Origin of the sequence: Meridianimarinicoccus roseus (assembly GCF_003172915.1) — a bacterium.
Taxonomy (GTDB): Bacteria; Pseudomonadota; Alphaproteobacteria; order Rhodobacterales; family Rhodobacteraceae; genus Meridianimarinicoccus; species Meridianimarinicoccus roseus.
In genome coordinates, this window is record NZ_QGKU01000021.1 from 49781 (window position 1) to 63542 (window position 13762).

Below are 13762 nucleotides of genomic sequence, written 5' to 3' on the forward strand. Positions count from 1 at the left end.
GGTGCCCCCTTCTGTCGCGCGACGGCGACGGCGTCAATGTGTGGTGCGGAGTTGCCGCTCCGGGGGCGGCTCGGAGTGCTGCGGCCCGAAAATGGCCTATCTCGGCGGCTTCAACGTCCACGACTTCGAGTTGATCTCTCCCTTGCCCGTCACACGGACCAGATGGAACTCGACGACGAAGTCGGTCGGCCGTTTCAATGGCGGCGGCGCATAGTTCGGATCTTTCTCAAGCTCTTCGAGAAGTCGATCTATTTCCGTCTGGGTCAAATGTTCGCCGCCCAGTTCAAAATAGGGGAGCAACAGTTCCGCTCCTTCGCCCAGGGTTATCTTCTCGATCTTCCAGTCACGGCCGCCCCCGGTCGGCGGATAGAGCGCATAGCTGTGGTCCTTGTCACCGCTGTAGTTGGACAACATCGTTGCGCTTACAGCCACTTGCAGCCGATCACGTACGAAGGAGTTTCCGCCCTGCTTCTGCTGCGCGCTTTCGCGCGCCGTGTTGTACTTGACCTCGATGAAGCGCAGCACCTTCGGCCCGGTCAGAAGCCGCAGGCCGACGAGATCGATGCCGTTTCCGGAACTGTTGCGCAGCAGAAGGATCGTCTCGAACCCTTGTCGCTGCATGTCGTACAACACACGCAGCTCGGCCCGATCGCCTGAAGTGTCCTTGAAGAGCGTGTCCGGTCCGGCCATGCTGTCGGTCCCATCGGCCTACCGCGGCTTGCAGAACGATGGCCCAGAAGTTTGCTGTTCACTATTCCTGAAATCCTGACTCAGATGTTCGCATAGATCTCCGCGATGCGCGAAACGGCGGCTTCCGGCGTCATCTCGATGCTCTCGCCGCTCCGGCGACCTGTCAGTTCCACCACCCCGTTCTTCAGCCCGCGCGGGCCGACGGTGATCCGCCAAGGCAGGCCGATCAGGTCCATTGTGGCGAACTTGCCGCCTGCCCGTTCGTTGCGGTCGTCATAAAGCGGCTCCAGCCCGCGCGCGGTCAGCGCCGCGTAAAGCTGCTCGCAGGCCGCGTCGGCTTCGGCGTCGCCTTGCTTGAGGTTCACGATGCCACAATGGAACGGCGTGACCCCCTCGGGCCAGATGATGCCCTTTTCGTCATGGCTCGCCTCGATGATGGCGCCGACAAGACGGCTGACGCCTATCCCGTGGCTGCCCATGTGCACCGGCACCTGCTCCTGCTTCTCGTTCACCACGGTGGCGCCCATCGCTTCGGAATACTTGGTGCCGAAATAGAAGATCTGCCCCACCTCGATCCCGCGCGCGGTGCGGCGGCGCGCTTCGGGAACCTTGGCGAACTCGGCCTCGTCATGCGTTTCGTCGGTGCGGGCGTAGCGCGAGGTGAATTCACTCAGCACGGCCTGGCACTGCTCCACGCTGTCATAGTCGATGTCCCGGTCGCCGAATTTCAGGTCCGTGATCTCGCTGTCATAGAACACCTCGGACTCGCCGGTTTCGGCCAGCACAAGGAACTCATGGGTGTTGTCGCCGCCCATCGCCCCGCTGTCGGCACGCATCGGGATCGCCTGAAGGCCCATGCGCTCATAGGTCCGAAGATAGCTGACCAGATGGCGGTTGTAGGCGTGCAGCGCGTCTTCCATCGTCAGGTCGAAATTGTAGCCGTCCTTCATCAGGAACTCGCGCCCGCGCATCACGCCGAAACGGGGGCGCACCTCGTCCCGGAATTTCCATTGCACATGATACAGCGTGAGCGGCAGATCCTTGTAGCTGCCCACATGCGCCCGGAAGATGTCGGTGATCAGTTCCTCGTTGGTCGGGCCATACAGCATGTCGCGCCCGTGCCGGTCGGTAATGCGCAGCATCTCGGCGCCGAATGCATCGTAGCGGCCGCTCTCGCGCCATAGGTCGGCAGATTGCAAGGTCGGCATCAGCATCGCGACATGCCCGGCGCGGGCCTGTTCCTCGTGCACGATCTGCTCGATACGCCGCAGCACCTTGAACCCCAGCGGCAGCCACGAATAGATCCCGGCGCTGGCCTGCTTGATCATGCCTGCGCGCAGCATGAGCCGATGGCTCACGATCTGTGCCTCGGACGGCGTTTCCTTCAGCACGGGCAGGAAATATCGGGACAGGCGCATGGGGACCCCTTTTAAGCGTTGATGCGTGCGCCTGCCACTAGGACAAATGGGTGCGCCGCACAAGGCGCGGCGGGCCCGGCGGGGGCCGTCGGCGCTTGCGCGGGCGGCGCGCATCGGCCAGAACGGAGCCAGCAGCAAGCACAGGGGCATCATGGCACTTCCGGCACAGCAACAGGTGAAATACTGGGGGATCGCGGCGGCGCTGCTGCTTGTGGTGCTGTGGCTGCTGGGCAACGTGCTGCTGCCCTTCATCCTTGGCGGGGCCATCGCCTACCTGCTCGATCCGCTGGCGGACCGTCTGGAACGGCTGGGTCTGTCGCGGGTCATGGCGACGGTGGTGATTACCGTGTTGATCCTGTTCGTCGCGCTGCTGGCGCTGCTGCTGGTGGTGCCGACACTGATCCGCCAGGCCATCGACCTGGCCGAAACCGCGCCGGAGCTGGCCCGTAACCTGCTGGCCTTCTTCGAGGCGCGCTTCCCCCGAGCGATGGAACACAGTGCCACGCTGAGCGAGACGATCCCCGGCCTTGGCGACACGATCCGCGAACGGGGCGTGGCGCTGCTGAACGGCGTTCTGACCTCGGCCATGAGTATCGTCAACATCGTCGTGCTGATCTTCATCGTGCCGGTGGTGTCGTTCTACATGCTGATCGACTGGGACCGCATGGTCGCCAGCGTGGACGAATTGGTGCCGCTGGACCATGCGCCGGTGGTACGGCGGCTCGCGTCGGAAATCGACCGCACGCTGGCCTCGTTCATCCGCGGCCAGGGCATGGTCTGCCTGATCCAGGGCACGTTCTATTCGGTCGCGCTTATGCTGGCGGGGCTGAATTTCGGTTTGGTCGTGGGAGCGGTCGCGGGCCTGATCTCGTTCATCCCTTATGTCGGCGCATTGGTCGGGGGTGCGCTTGCGATCGGTCTGGCGGTGTTCCAGTTCTGGAACGACCCGCTGATGATCGCGCTGATCGCGGGGATATTCATGTTCGGCCAACTGGTCGAAGGCAACATCCTGACCCCGAAGCTGGTGGGCGGTTCCGTCGGCCTGCATCCGGTCTGGCTTCTGTTGGCGCTGTCGATCTTCGGTGCGCTGTTCGGGTTCGTAGGCATGCTGGTCGCGGTGCCGGTATCGGCGATGATCGGCGTAATCGTGCGCTTCTTCGTGGCCGAGTATCGTACCGGGCGGCTCTATCTCGGGCTCAAGGCGCTGGAACGCGACGCCGCCCTTCAGGGGGACGGGGCCGCGGCGCCTGACAGCGCGGCCAAGGCGGCGCACGATCAGCGCGACGCGCCTGAAACATGATGGGGGCACGGCAACTCGTGCTCGACCTCGACACCGGCCCGCGCCTTGGCCGCGAGGATTTCATGCCGAGCCAGGCCAACGCTGCCGCGCTCGAGGCGGTGGACGGCTGGCAGGAGTGGCCCGACCTGCGAATGATCCTTGCCGGTCCCGGCGGGTCCGGGCGCACCCATCTTGCCGCAATCTGGGCCGCCGACGCCGGTGCCGCTCACCTGTCCGGACACACGCTGGCGCTGCCGGAACCCGCCCGCGCCTATGCAGTGGACGATGCCGATGCAGCGGCCGGAAACGCGGCCCGCGAGGAGGCGCTGTTTCACCTGCTGAACCGCGCGGCGGCGCAACGCGCGCCGGTGCTGATGACTGCCCGCGACACGCCCGGCACTTGGGGCATCGCCCTGCCCGACCTCAACAGCCGCCTTCTGGCCTGCGCGGTGACGCGTCTGGACCGCCCGGACGACACCCTTCTCTACATGACGCTCGTGAAACTGGGGGACGAACGGCAGCTTGCGCTGGATACCGCCACGCTGGATTTTCTCCTCGCGCGGATGGACAGGTCACTGAGCAGCGCGCACCGGGTCATCGCAGCGCTTGACCACGCCGCCGTCAGCCGTCAGAAGCGGGTCTCGCGCGCGCTGGCCGCCGAAGTGCTGGCGCAGATGCAAACCCGATAACGGCCATGCCCCTGATCCCGCTTACCCTCACCGATTTCGACGCTTTGCCTGCTTCGTCCAGCAGCGCAAATTTCCTGTCCGCGCCGCGGCCCGACCCCGTCGTGATCGAAGGCGCGGAACCTGGCAGCCCGGACCGGTTCTTCAACCGCGAACTGTCCTGGCTGGCGTTCAACTGGCGCGTGCTGGAAGAGGCTGAGAACCCCGCGGTGCCGCTGCTGGAACGGCTGCGCTTCGTATCGATTTCAGCAAACAACCTTGACGAATTCTACACCGTCCGCGTTGCAGGCCTGCGCGAACTGGCCCGCGAGGGGAACGCGACCCCTGCGGCGGACGGTTTGACACCGGCCCAGCAGCTCGTGCTGATCGACACCGATGCACGGGCGCTGATGCAGGCACAGCAGCGGGCCTTCGCCACGCTGAGGCGCGAGTTGGAAAGCGCGGGCATCCACATCGTCGGGCGCAACCGCCTGACACGATCGGACCGGACCTATCTCGAACAGGTGTTCCTGACGCAGGTTTTCCCGGTGCTGTCGCCCCTGGCGATCGACCCGGCGCATCCGTTCCCCTTTATCCCCAACACCGGGCTGGTGCAGGCACTGAAACTGGAACGGCGCTCCGACGGCAAGGAATTGCGCGCACTGCTGCCTATCCCACAGCAGATCAACCGCTTCGTGCGGCTGCCCTCCAAGTCGGGCGAGCACCGGTTCCTCCTGCTGGAGGACCTGCTTCTGCTGCATCTCGGCAGTCTGTTTCCGGGCTACAAGCTGACCGGGGATTGCCAGTTCCGGGTGCTGCGCGACAGCGATCTCGAGGTCGAGGAAGAAGCCGAGGATCTCGTGCGCGAGTTCGAGACCGCGTTGAAGCGCCGCCGCCGGGGCGAGGTCGTGCGCCTGAAGATCTCGGGCGGCGCGCCCGACGACCTGCGCGCGGTGATAAGCCGGGAATTGCGCGTCAGCGAGGACGAAATCATCGAAATCCGCGGCATGATCGGGATCGTCGACCTGAAAGAGCTGGTGCTGGACCAACGGCCCGACCTACTGTGGCCGTCCTATACACCCCGCGTGCCAGAACGGGTGCAGGACCATGACGGCGACATGTTCCGGGCCATCGCGCAGAAGGACATGCTGCTGCACCACCCCTACGAGACGTTCGACATGGTGGTCCGGTTCCTGCAGCAGGCCGCGCGCGACCCCAACGTGCTGGCGATCAAGCAGACGCTCTATCGTACGTCCCATGACAGCCCCATCGTGGCCGCGCTGTGCGAGGCGGCCGAGGATGGCAAATCCGTCACCGCATTGGTGGAACTGAAGGCACGCTTCGACGAGGCGGCGAACATCCGCCAGTCGCGCACGCTGGAACGGTCCGGCGCGCATGTGGTCTACGGCTTCGTCAACTACAAGACGCACGCGAAGATCAGCAGCGTGGTGCGCCGCGAAGGCGACAGGCTGGTGACCTATTCCCACTACGGCACCGGCAACTACCACCCGATCACCGCGCGGGTCTATACCGACCTGAGCTATTTCACCTGCGACGAGGCGCTGGGGCGCGACGCGACCAAGGTGTTCAACTACCTGTCCGGCTACGCCCCGCCCCAAGAACTGGAAAACCTGTCGATCAGCCCGCGGGACATGAAGGCCGACATCATCGCCATGCTGGAGGCCGAGGCGGACCATGCCCGCGCCGGGCGCCCGGCGCAGGTCTGGATCAAGATGAACGCGCTGATCGAACCCGAGGTGATTGACGCGCTCTATGCCGCCAGCGGCGCGGGCGTGCAGATCATGTGCGTGATCCGCGGCATCTGCGGGCTGCGGCCCGGCATTCAGGGCCTGAGCGAGAACATCCGGGTGAAATCCATCGTCGGACGGTTTTTGGAACATTCGCGGATCATCTGTTTCGGCAACGGACACGGACTGCCGTCGTCAGAAGCGCGGGTGTTCATCTCTTCCGCGGACTGGATGGGCCGCAACCTCAACCGCCGCGTCGAGACGCTTGTTGAATGCCACAACGGCACCGTGAAGGAACAGATCGTAGGGCAGATCATGGCCGCGAACCTTTATGACGAGGCGCAAAGCTGGGTCTTGCAGCCTGACGGGCAGTTTCACCGCGACAGCGAAGCCGCCGCGGGCGGTTTCAACTGTCACCATTTCTTCATGCAGAACCCGTCGCTGTCGGGACGCGGATCGGCCGGCGCCGATGACGTTCCGCGGCTTGCACGGCATCGCGATGTGCGGTGACGGTTGACGCAAAAGGCAAGTGCGGGTCAGTGTCGGATCAGCACGCGGAGGAGTCATGAACATCGCTGCGGACGCAAGACAAGAGGAGTGGGGCCCGTTCGGCCGCCCCCTGTTCGACGATCCCGCCGTGCGGCGCCTGTCGCGCGTGGGCGTCGTGGACGTGGGGTCAAACTCCGTCCGGCTGGTGATCTTCGACGGCGCAGCGCGCAGTCCCGCGTATTTCTACAATGAAAAGGTGATGTGCGGCCTTGGCGATGGAATGTCTGATACCGGACGGCTGAACCCGGAAGGCAAGGTCCGCGCACTGGACGCGATCCGCCGGTTCCAGACGCTGGCGGACGGGCTGGGGCTGGCCCCGCTCAGCGCGGTGGCGACAGCGGCGGTGCGCGAGGCCGAGGACGGGCAGGATTTTCAGGACGAAGTCACGCGCGAGACCGGCCTGACACTGTACGTCATCGACGGGCCGGAAGAGGCACGACTGTCCGCGCAGGGCGTTCTGCTGGGCTGGCCGCGTGCCGACGGACTGGTCTGCGACATCGGCGGGTCGTCCATGGAACTGGCGGTACTGTCCGAAGGCACGGTCGGGCGGCGCGAGACATCGGCGCTTGGGCCGTTGAAACTGCGCGACGTGCCGGGAGGGCGCAAGGGGATGCGCGCGCATATCGACGCGGAACTGGCGCAACTGCGCGAACGGATGGGCGAGACGCCGGACCGGCTGTTTCTCGTGGGCGGCTCGTGGCGGGCGATCGCCAAGATCGACATGGCGCGGCGCAACTACCCGCTCAAGGTGCTGCACGAATACCAGATGCGGCCCACCGACCTGCGCACCACGCTGAAATGGATCGCCGACACCGACCCGGTGACGCTCAAATCCACGAGCGGCGTGTCCGGATCGCGACTGGCGCTTGTGCCCTATGCCGCCGAGGTGCTGACCGGGGTGCTGCGCGTGCTCAAGCCGCGCGAGATATTCATCTCCAGCTACGGTCTCCGCGAAGGGCTGCTGTATGAACAGATGCCGCAGATGCTGCGCGACCGAGACCCGCTGATAGAGGCGTGTCGCTTTGCCGAGAGCAAGGATTCGCGCGTTCCGGGGTTCGGCAAGGTACTGTATCGCTTCATCAGACCGATCTATAGCCGAACGAACGATGCCCGCCTGCGCCTGATCCGTGCCGCCTGCCTGCTGCATGACGTCAGCTGGCGCAGCCATCCCGACTATCGCGGCGACGTTTGCTTCGATTACGCAACGCGCGCCAATTTCGGCGGTTTGAGCCACGTGGAACGAATCTTCCTCGGGCTATCGCTGATGCACCGGTACAAAAACAGCCGCAGCCGGGGCCGGTTCGACGAACTGGTCGAGATGATCGATCCGGAGGACGTGAAACAGGCCGAGATCCTCGGTCGCGCAATGCGCTTCGGGGCGATGTTCACCGCGCAGAAGGCCGATCACATGGGCACGTTGCGCTGGCACCCGAACAAAAAGCGGCTGGTGCTGTCCATCGGTCCGCAAGCCATGGCGCTTTATGGTGAGGTCGCGCAGTCGCGGTTCGCCGCGCTGGCCAAGGCGCTTGGCGCCGAAACCGAGGTCGTCGCGCTGCGGCGCGCGCAGGTGGACTGACCGGGCGCCGCCCGGCCATTTGCACGGCACTTGCGGGCACAGCCGATGACCTTCAGGACGCGCGCAGCGCCTGCACGTCTTCCCAAGCGCGGTTGATCGCCACCAGCCGCTGTTCGGCCAGCTTGACCGCCTCCTGCGGCACGCCGCGGGCCGCCAGCCGGTCGGGATGGCAGTCACGCACCTGCGCACGCCAGGCCGCCCGCACCTCGGCCTGCGGCGCGTCGGGCGAAACGCCCAGCACAGCGAAGGGGTCTTTCTCGGCGTCCTCCACGAAGCGGGCGCGCAGGCGGCGGAATCGCGCCTCATCCATGCCGAAAATCCCGGCGACGGCGCGCAAGAAGGCGTCCTCGTCCTCGTGGTAGTCGCCATCGGCGAGCGCGATGTGGAAAAGCCCCTCCAACAGATCACACAGCGCCGGATGGCCGGTCCCGAACATCCCCGCGATGCGTCGCGCATAGGCATCGAAGCCCGCCACGTCCTGCCGCGCGAGGTTGAACACGCGGGCGGCGTTGTCCTCTTCGCCGGGGGGAATGTGGAACACGTCGCGAAAGGCCGCGACCTCGGACCGGGTGACTTGCCCGTCCGCCTTGGCCATCTTGGCCCCCAGCGCGATGATCGCGATTGTGAAGGCGACCGACCGTTCCGGCGGCGTGCGCAACCGGTCGAAAACGGCGGACAGCGGCTGCCCGTCGCGCAGGGCCGCCAGCGCGTCGGAGATGCGGGACCAGATCGACATGCGCGCAGCGTATCAATCCGGGCCGACGGGCGACAGCGCCAAAAGCACCCCCTGCCGCGATGCCGCACAGGGCACGCTGCCCTTCGCGCGCATCACGGCGGCAGCGGGTTGACGGCCCGGACGCGCCTGCCGCCCCTCAACGGCAGACGTGCCCGGGCCCGGCCACGGGCGGCCCCTCAACCGCCCGGGCCGTCCTGTCCCGGGGGCCTACTCGGCCGCCTTCGGGCTGCGCGCGGCGCGGATGAGATCAAGGATGTCCTTCGCGGCGTCGGGGATGTTGGTTCCCGGCCCGAAGATCGCCTTGACCCCGGCCTTGCGCAGGAAGTCATAGTCCTGTTGCGGGATCACCCCGCCGCAGATCACGAGGATGTCGCCCGCGCCCTGCGCCTTCAACTCCTCGATCAGTTGCGGGGCCAGTGTCTTATGCCCCGCGGCCTGGCTCGAAATGCCGATCACGTGCACGTCGTTGTCGATGGCGTCCTGCGCCGCCTCGGCCGGTGTCTGGAACAGCGGCCCCACATCCACGTCGAAACCGATATCGGCGAAGGCCGTCGCGATGACCTTGGCGCCGCGGTCGTGCCCGTCCTGGCCCATCTTGACCACAAGCATTCGCGGACGGCGACCTTCTTCGTCGGCGAAGGCTTCGATGTCCTTCTGGATCGCGGCGAAGCCATCATCGCCCTCGTAGGCCGCACCGTACACCCCGGCCAGCGTCTTGACCTCGGCCCGGTGGCGGCCGAACACCTTTTCCATCGCCATGCTGATTTCCCCTACGCTCGCCCGGGCGCGCGCTGCATCCACCGCTGCGTCCAGAAGATTGCCCCCCTCGGTGGCCCTCCGTTCCAGTTCGGCCAGCGCCGCGTCGCAGGCGGCCTGGTCACGGCTTGCCCGGATCTTCGCCAGCCGCGCGACCTGGCTTTCGCGCACCTTTTCGTTGTCGATATCCAGGATGTCGATCGGGTCTTCCTTGTCCTTGCGGTACTTGTTGACCCCGACGATGACCTCGATGCCACGGTCGATCTGAGCCTGGCGGCGCGCCGCCGTTTCCTCGATCCGCAACTTGGGCATACCGCTGGCCACGGCCTTGGTCATGCCGCCCATTTCCTCGACCTCCTCGATCAGGGCCCAGGCCTTTTCCGCAAGTTCGTTGGTCAGCGCCTCGACGTAATAGGACCCGGCCAGGGGATCGACCACGTTGGTGACCCCGGTTTCCTCCTGCAGGATCAACTGCGTGTTGCGTGCGATGCGCGCCGCGAATTCCGTCGGCAGCGCGATCGCCTCGTCCAGCGCATTTGTGTGCAAGCTCTGCGTGCCACCCAGCACTGCGGACATCGCTTCATAGGCCGTGCGCACGACGTTGTTGTAGGGGTCCTGTTCGGCAAGGCTCACGCCGCTGGTCTGGCAATGGGTGCGCAGCATCATCGACTTGGGGTTCTTCGGCTCGAATTCCTGCATGATCCGGTGCCAGAGCATCCGCGCCGCGCGCAGCTTGGCCGCTTCCATGAAGAAATTCATGCCGATGGCGAAGAAGAACGACAACCGCCCGGCGAACTTGTCCACGTCCATCCCCGCCGCGATAGCGGTGCGAACGTATTCGCGCCCGTCAGCCAGCGTGAAGGCAAGCTCCTGCACTAGGTTCGCGCCCGCTTCCTGCATGTGGTAGCCGGAGATCGAGATGGAGTTGAAGCGCGGCATCTCGGCGGATGTGAATTCGATGATGTCCGCGATGATCCGCATCGACGGTTCGGGCGGATAGATATAGGTATTTCGGACCATGAACTCCTTCAGGATGTCGTTCTGAATGGTCCCGGACAGAACCTTGCGGTCGTGTCCTTGCTCCTCGCCCGTGACGATGAAATTCGCGAGGATCGGTATCACCGCCCCGTTCATCGTCATCGACACGCTAACCTGATCGAGCGGGATCCCGTCGAACAGGATCTTCATGTCCTCGACGCTGTCGATGGCAACGCCGGCCTTGCCCACATCACCCACGACACGCGGATGATCACTGTCATAGCCGCGATGGGTGGCCAGATCGAACGCGACCGACACGCCCTGCTGCCCCGCCGCAAGTGCCTTGCGATAGAAGGCGTTGCTTTCCTCGGCCGTCGAGAAGCCGGCATACTGCCGGATCGTCCAGGGACGGCCGGCATACATCGTCGCCTTCACGCCGCGCGTGAAGGGCGCCTCTCCCGGTATGGTGCCAAGATGCGGCAGATCCGCGACATCCGCCTCGGTGTAAAGCGGCTTGACGCGGATGCCTTCCAACGTCTCCCACTCCAGCGTGTCGGGATCGCGGCCCTTCATCTCGGCCTTGGCGATCTCTTTCCAGGTGTCGATCTTGTCGCTCATGCGCTCAGCCTTTCGTGATGGGCGCGGCTGCGCCAAACTGCCGGAACAGGGCGGAATCCGCGATCCTGCCCTGTCCCCAGGGCGCTCCGCCCCCTATATGGTTCCCAAGAGGAGACCCGATGAATTTCTTTGCCAAACTTGCCCTTGGGGCCTTTCTGGCGGCCTTGCCCGGCGCGGTCACCGCGCAACAGACCGACAGCGCGCCGCAAGCCACACCACCGCTGCTGACCGAGGCGGACAGTCTTGATCCGTTCAAGTGGATCGCGCGGCCGGTGATCGTGTTCGCGGACAGCCCGAACGACCCCCGCTTCATCGAACAGATCAACCTGCTGCAACAGCGGCCCGAGGCGCTGCTGGAACGCGACGTCGTCGTGATCGCCGATACGGACCCGGCCAACCCGTCGGAGATCCGGCGCCAGTTGCGGCCGCGCGGATTCAGCTTGGTGCTGGTCGGCAAGGATGGACAGATCGAGTTGCGAAAGCCGGAACCTTGGGACGTGCGCGAGTTGACCCATGCAATCGACAAGATGCCCCTGCGCCAACAGGAGATCCGCGACGCGAACCGTGCCGGATCCGGCTGACCCGGCGCCAGCCCCGCGCCGCACGGCGCGTGAGGGGTCGCCCCGCGCACCATCGGACTATTCGAACTCCATGATGACGTCGTCCACCGCAAGGCTGTCACCCGGCCCCGCATTGACCTTCGCAACTTTGCCCTTGCGTTCGGCGCGCAGGATGTTTTCCATCTTCATCGCCTCGACGGTGCACAGAGCCTGCCCTTCCTGAACCTCGTCACCCGGCACCACGCTGACCTTCACGATCAGGCCTGGCATCGGGCAAAGCAGCAGCTTGGACGTGTCCGGCGGCAGCTTCTCGGGCATCAGCGCAGCCAGTTCCGCGGCGCGCGGCGTGCGTACATGGACCTTCAGTTCCGCCCCGCGCGTGCGCAGCCTGAAGCCGCCCGGGATCTTGTCGACCTTCAGCACGAGCGGCACGCCATCGATGTCGATCCGCGCAAGGCTGTCTCCCGGCGTCCAGTCCGACGCCACGCGCATCGCGCCGCCGCCTTCGAAACCGACGGTCGTGCCCGCCTTGTCCGCACTGAGCGTGACGGGAAACGCCTGCCCCTGCGCTGAGACGACCCAGTCGTCGCCGACCTTGCGTTCGTGGTTGTCCATCCGGCCAGACACGCGCGTGCGCCGGATCTCGGCCACGCGGTACATCGCGGCTGCAGCCGCCGCGACGCGGCGCAGTTCCGCCTCTGGCAGCGTGACCCCGTCGAACCCGTCGGGATATTCCTCGGCGATGAAGGCGGTGGTCATCTCGCCCGAGATGAACTTGGGGTGATCGTAGACCGCCGAAAGGAACGGCAGGTTGTGGCCTATCCCCTCCACCTCGAAACTGTCGAGCGCGACCCGCATCTCCTCGATCGCATCGGCGCGGGTCGGCGCCCATGTGCAGAGCTTGGCGATCATCGGGTCGTAATACATGCTGATCTCGCCGCCCTCGTAAACGCCGGTATCATTGCGCACCGCGGCCGTGTCCGTCGCGCCTTCGGCCGGCGGGCGGTAGCGGGTCAGCCGCCCAATCGACGGCAGGAAGTTGCGATAGGGGTCTTCGGCATAAAGACGGCTTTCCATCGCCCAACCGTTCAGCTTGATATCGTCTTGCGTAAGAGCCAGCTTCTCGCCGTAGGCGACGCGGATCATCTGCTCCACCAGATCGACGCCGGTGATCAGTTCGGTCACAGGATGTTCCACCTGCAGCCGGGTGTTCATCTCGAGGAAATAGAAGTTCCTCTCGCCATCGACGATGAATTCGACCGTGCCCGCGCTGGTATAGCCCACGGCGGCGGCCAGAGCGCAGGCCTGCTCCCCCATCGCCTTGCGCGTCTCGGGATCGAGGAACGGCGACGGGGCTTCTTCGATCACCTTCTGGTTGCGTCGCTGGATCGAACATTCCCGTTCGCCCAGATAGATCGTGTTGCCGTGGCTGTCGGCAAGGACCTGGATCTCGATATGGCGGGGCTGAGTGACGAATTTCTCGATGAAGATACGGTCGTCGCCGAAGCTGTTCGCAGCCTCGTTCTTGGAGGATTCGAAGCCGTCGCGGACCTCGTCTTCCTTCCACGCGATCCGCATCCCCTTGCCGCCGCCACCGGCGCTGGCCTTGATCATCACCGGGTAGCCGATCTCGCCCGAAATCTTGACCGCCTCGTCAGCATCGGCGATCAGCCCCATATAACCGGGGACGGTGCTCACGCCCGCCTCCTTGGCCAGTTTCTTGGAGGTGATCTTGTCGCCCATCGCCTCGATCGCCTTCACGGGCGGGCCTATGAACGCAACGCCCGCAGCCTCAAGAGCTTCGGCGAACTTGCTGTTTTCGGAAAGGAAACCATATCCGGGATGGACCGCTTCGGCGCCGGTTTCACGGATCGCCGCCATCACCTTTTCGATCACGATATAGGACTGGTTGGCCGGTGCCGGGCCAATATGCACAGCTTCGTCGGCCATCTGAACATGCAGCGCCTTGCGGTCCGCATCGGAATAGATCGCCACCGTCTTGATCCCCATCCTGCGCGCAGTCTTGATGACGCGGCAGGCGATCTCGCCCCGGTTGGCAATCAGAATCTTCTTGAACACGGCCTGTCCCTTTCCTGGTCTTGGCGCGGCTGGTGGTGGGCGAAGCGCCCAACGCCGGCATCTGCGACGATACGATCTGCAAGGCGGGCCCGACGCACGGCGCGCCATTG

Annotated in this window: 10 protein-coding genes; 5 read left to right on the forward strand and 5 right to left on the reverse strand. The window is 65.2% G+C overall.

Annotated features, from left to right (window positions below; genetic code table 11):
- Positions 1-96: 96 nt before the first annotated feature.
- Together DKT77_RS05085 and proS are read right to left on the reverse strand one after the other, a co-directional pair.
- Entirely contained in the window at positions 97-690 is a 594-nt protein-coding gene (locus tag DKT77_RS05085) for a hypothetical protein (RefSeq protein WP_109810641.1), read from the reverse strand.
- An 80-nt stretch (positions 691-770) separates the two neighbouring features.
- Positions 771-2108, reverse strand: a complete 1338-nt coding sequence (gene proS / locus DKT77_RS05090) for a proline--tRNA ligase (RefSeq protein ID WP_109810642.1) — start codon at positions 2106-2108, stop codon at positions 771-773.
- A gap of 151 nt (positions 2109-2259) precedes the next feature.
- Here proS and DKT77_RS05095 point away from each other — a divergent pair, with 151 nt between their 5' ends.
- From DKT77_RS05095 to DKT77_RS05110, 4 genes are read left to right on the forward strand one after another with little or no spacing between them, the layout of a single operon-like run.
- A complete protein-coding gene (locus DKT77_RS05095; RefSeq protein WP_109810684.1) occupies positions 2260-3408 on the forward strand; it encodes an AI-2E family transporter in 1149 nt (382 codons plus the stop codon).
- Positions 3405-4076, forward strand: a complete 672-nt coding sequence (locus tag DKT77_RS05100) for an HdaA/DnaA family protein (protein WP_238547699.1) — start codon at positions 3405-3407, stop codon at positions 4074-4076. Before DKT77_RS05095 ends, DKT77_RS05100 begins: the two co-directional genes overlap by 4 nt.
- 5 nt (positions 4077-4081) lie before the next feature.
- Positions 4082-6310, forward strand: a complete 2229-nt coding sequence (locus DKT77_RS05105) for an RNA degradosome polyphosphate kinase (protein WP_109810644.1) — start codon at positions 4082-4084, stop codon at positions 6308-6310.
- A 55-nt stretch (positions 6311-6365) separates the two neighbouring features.
- The gene (locus DKT77_RS05110) at positions 6366-7925 is read left to right on the forward strand and encodes a Ppx/GppA family phosphatase (protein WP_109810645.1); all 1560 of its coding nucleotides are present in this window, start codon (positions 6366-6368) and stop codon (positions 7923-7925) included.
- Positions 7926-7977: 52 nt separating this feature from the next.
- Here DKT77_RS05110 and DKT77_RS05115 read toward each other — a convergent pair whose 3' ends face one another.
- Complete coding sequence (locus DKT77_RS05115; RefSeq protein ID WP_109810646.1) at positions 7978-8661, reverse strand: TerB family tellurite resistance protein; 684 nt, start codon at positions 8659-8661, stop codon at positions 7978-7980.
- Positions 8662-8868: 207 nt separating this feature from the next.
- Positions 8869-11013, reverse strand: a complete 2145-nt coding sequence (scpA, locus tag DKT77_RS05120; protein WP_109810647.1) for a methylmalonyl-CoA mutase — start codon at positions 11011-11013, stop codon at positions 8869-8871.
- Positions 11014-11132: 119 nt separating this feature from the next.
- On the opposite strand from scpA, the gene DKT77_RS05125 reads away from it, so the two are divergent.
- The gene (locus DKT77_RS05125; RefSeq protein WP_109810648.1) at positions 11133-11594 is read left to right on the forward strand and encodes a DUF4174 domain-containing protein; all 462 of its coding nucleotides are present in this window, start codon (positions 11133-11135) and stop codon (positions 11592-11594) included.
- Between the two features lie 57 nt (positions 11595-11651).
- On the opposite strand, the gene DKT77_RS05130 is transcribed toward DKT77_RS05125, so the two are convergent.
- Positions 11652-13652: an acetyl-CoA carboxylase biotin carboxylase subunit gene (locus tag DKT77_RS05130; RefSeq protein WP_109810649.1), complete on the reverse strand. Its 2001-nt coding sequence runs from the start codon at positions 13650-13652 to the stop codon at positions 11652-11654.
- Positions 13653-13762: the final 110 nt, after the last annotated feature.

Bases quoted from the DNA above. Each gene is read 5' to 3' on its own strand.
- DKT77_RS05100 (WP_238547699.1), top strand. From the start codon at position 3,405: ATGATGGGGGCACGGCAACTCGTGCTCGACCTCGACACCGGCCCGCGC.
- DKT77_RS05110 (WP_109810645.1), top strand. From the start codon at position 6,366: ATGAACATCGCTGCGGACGCAAGACAAGAGGAGTGGGGCCCGTTCGGC.
- DKT77_RS05095 (WP_109810684.1), top strand. From the start codon at position 2,260: ATGGCACTTCCGGCACAGCAACAGGTGAAATACTGGGGGATCGCGGCG.
- DKT77_RS05085 (WP_109810641.1), bottom strand. From the start codon at position 690: ATGGCCGGACCGGACACGCTCTTCAAGGACACTTCAGGCGATCGGGCC.
- DKT77_RS05115 (WP_109810646.1), bottom strand. From the start codon at position 8,661: ATGTCGATCTGGTCCCGCATCTCCGACGCGCTGGCGGCCCTGCGCGAC.
- scpA (WP_109810647.1), bottom strand. From the start codon at position 11,013: ATGAGCGACAAGATCGACACCTGGAAAGAGATCGCCAAGGCCGAGATG.
- proS (WP_109810642.1), bottom strand. From the start codon at position 2,108: ATGCGCCTGTCCCGATATTTCCTGCCCGTGCTGAAGGAAACGCCGTCC.
- DKT77_RS05105 (WP_109810644.1), top strand. From the start codon at position 4,082: ATGCCCCTGATCCCGCTTACCCTCACCGATTTCGACGCTTTGCCTGCT.
- DKT77_RS05125 (WP_109810648.1), top strand. From the start codon at position 11,133: ATGAATTTCTTTGCCAAACTTGCCCTTGGGGCCTTTCTGGCGGCCTTG.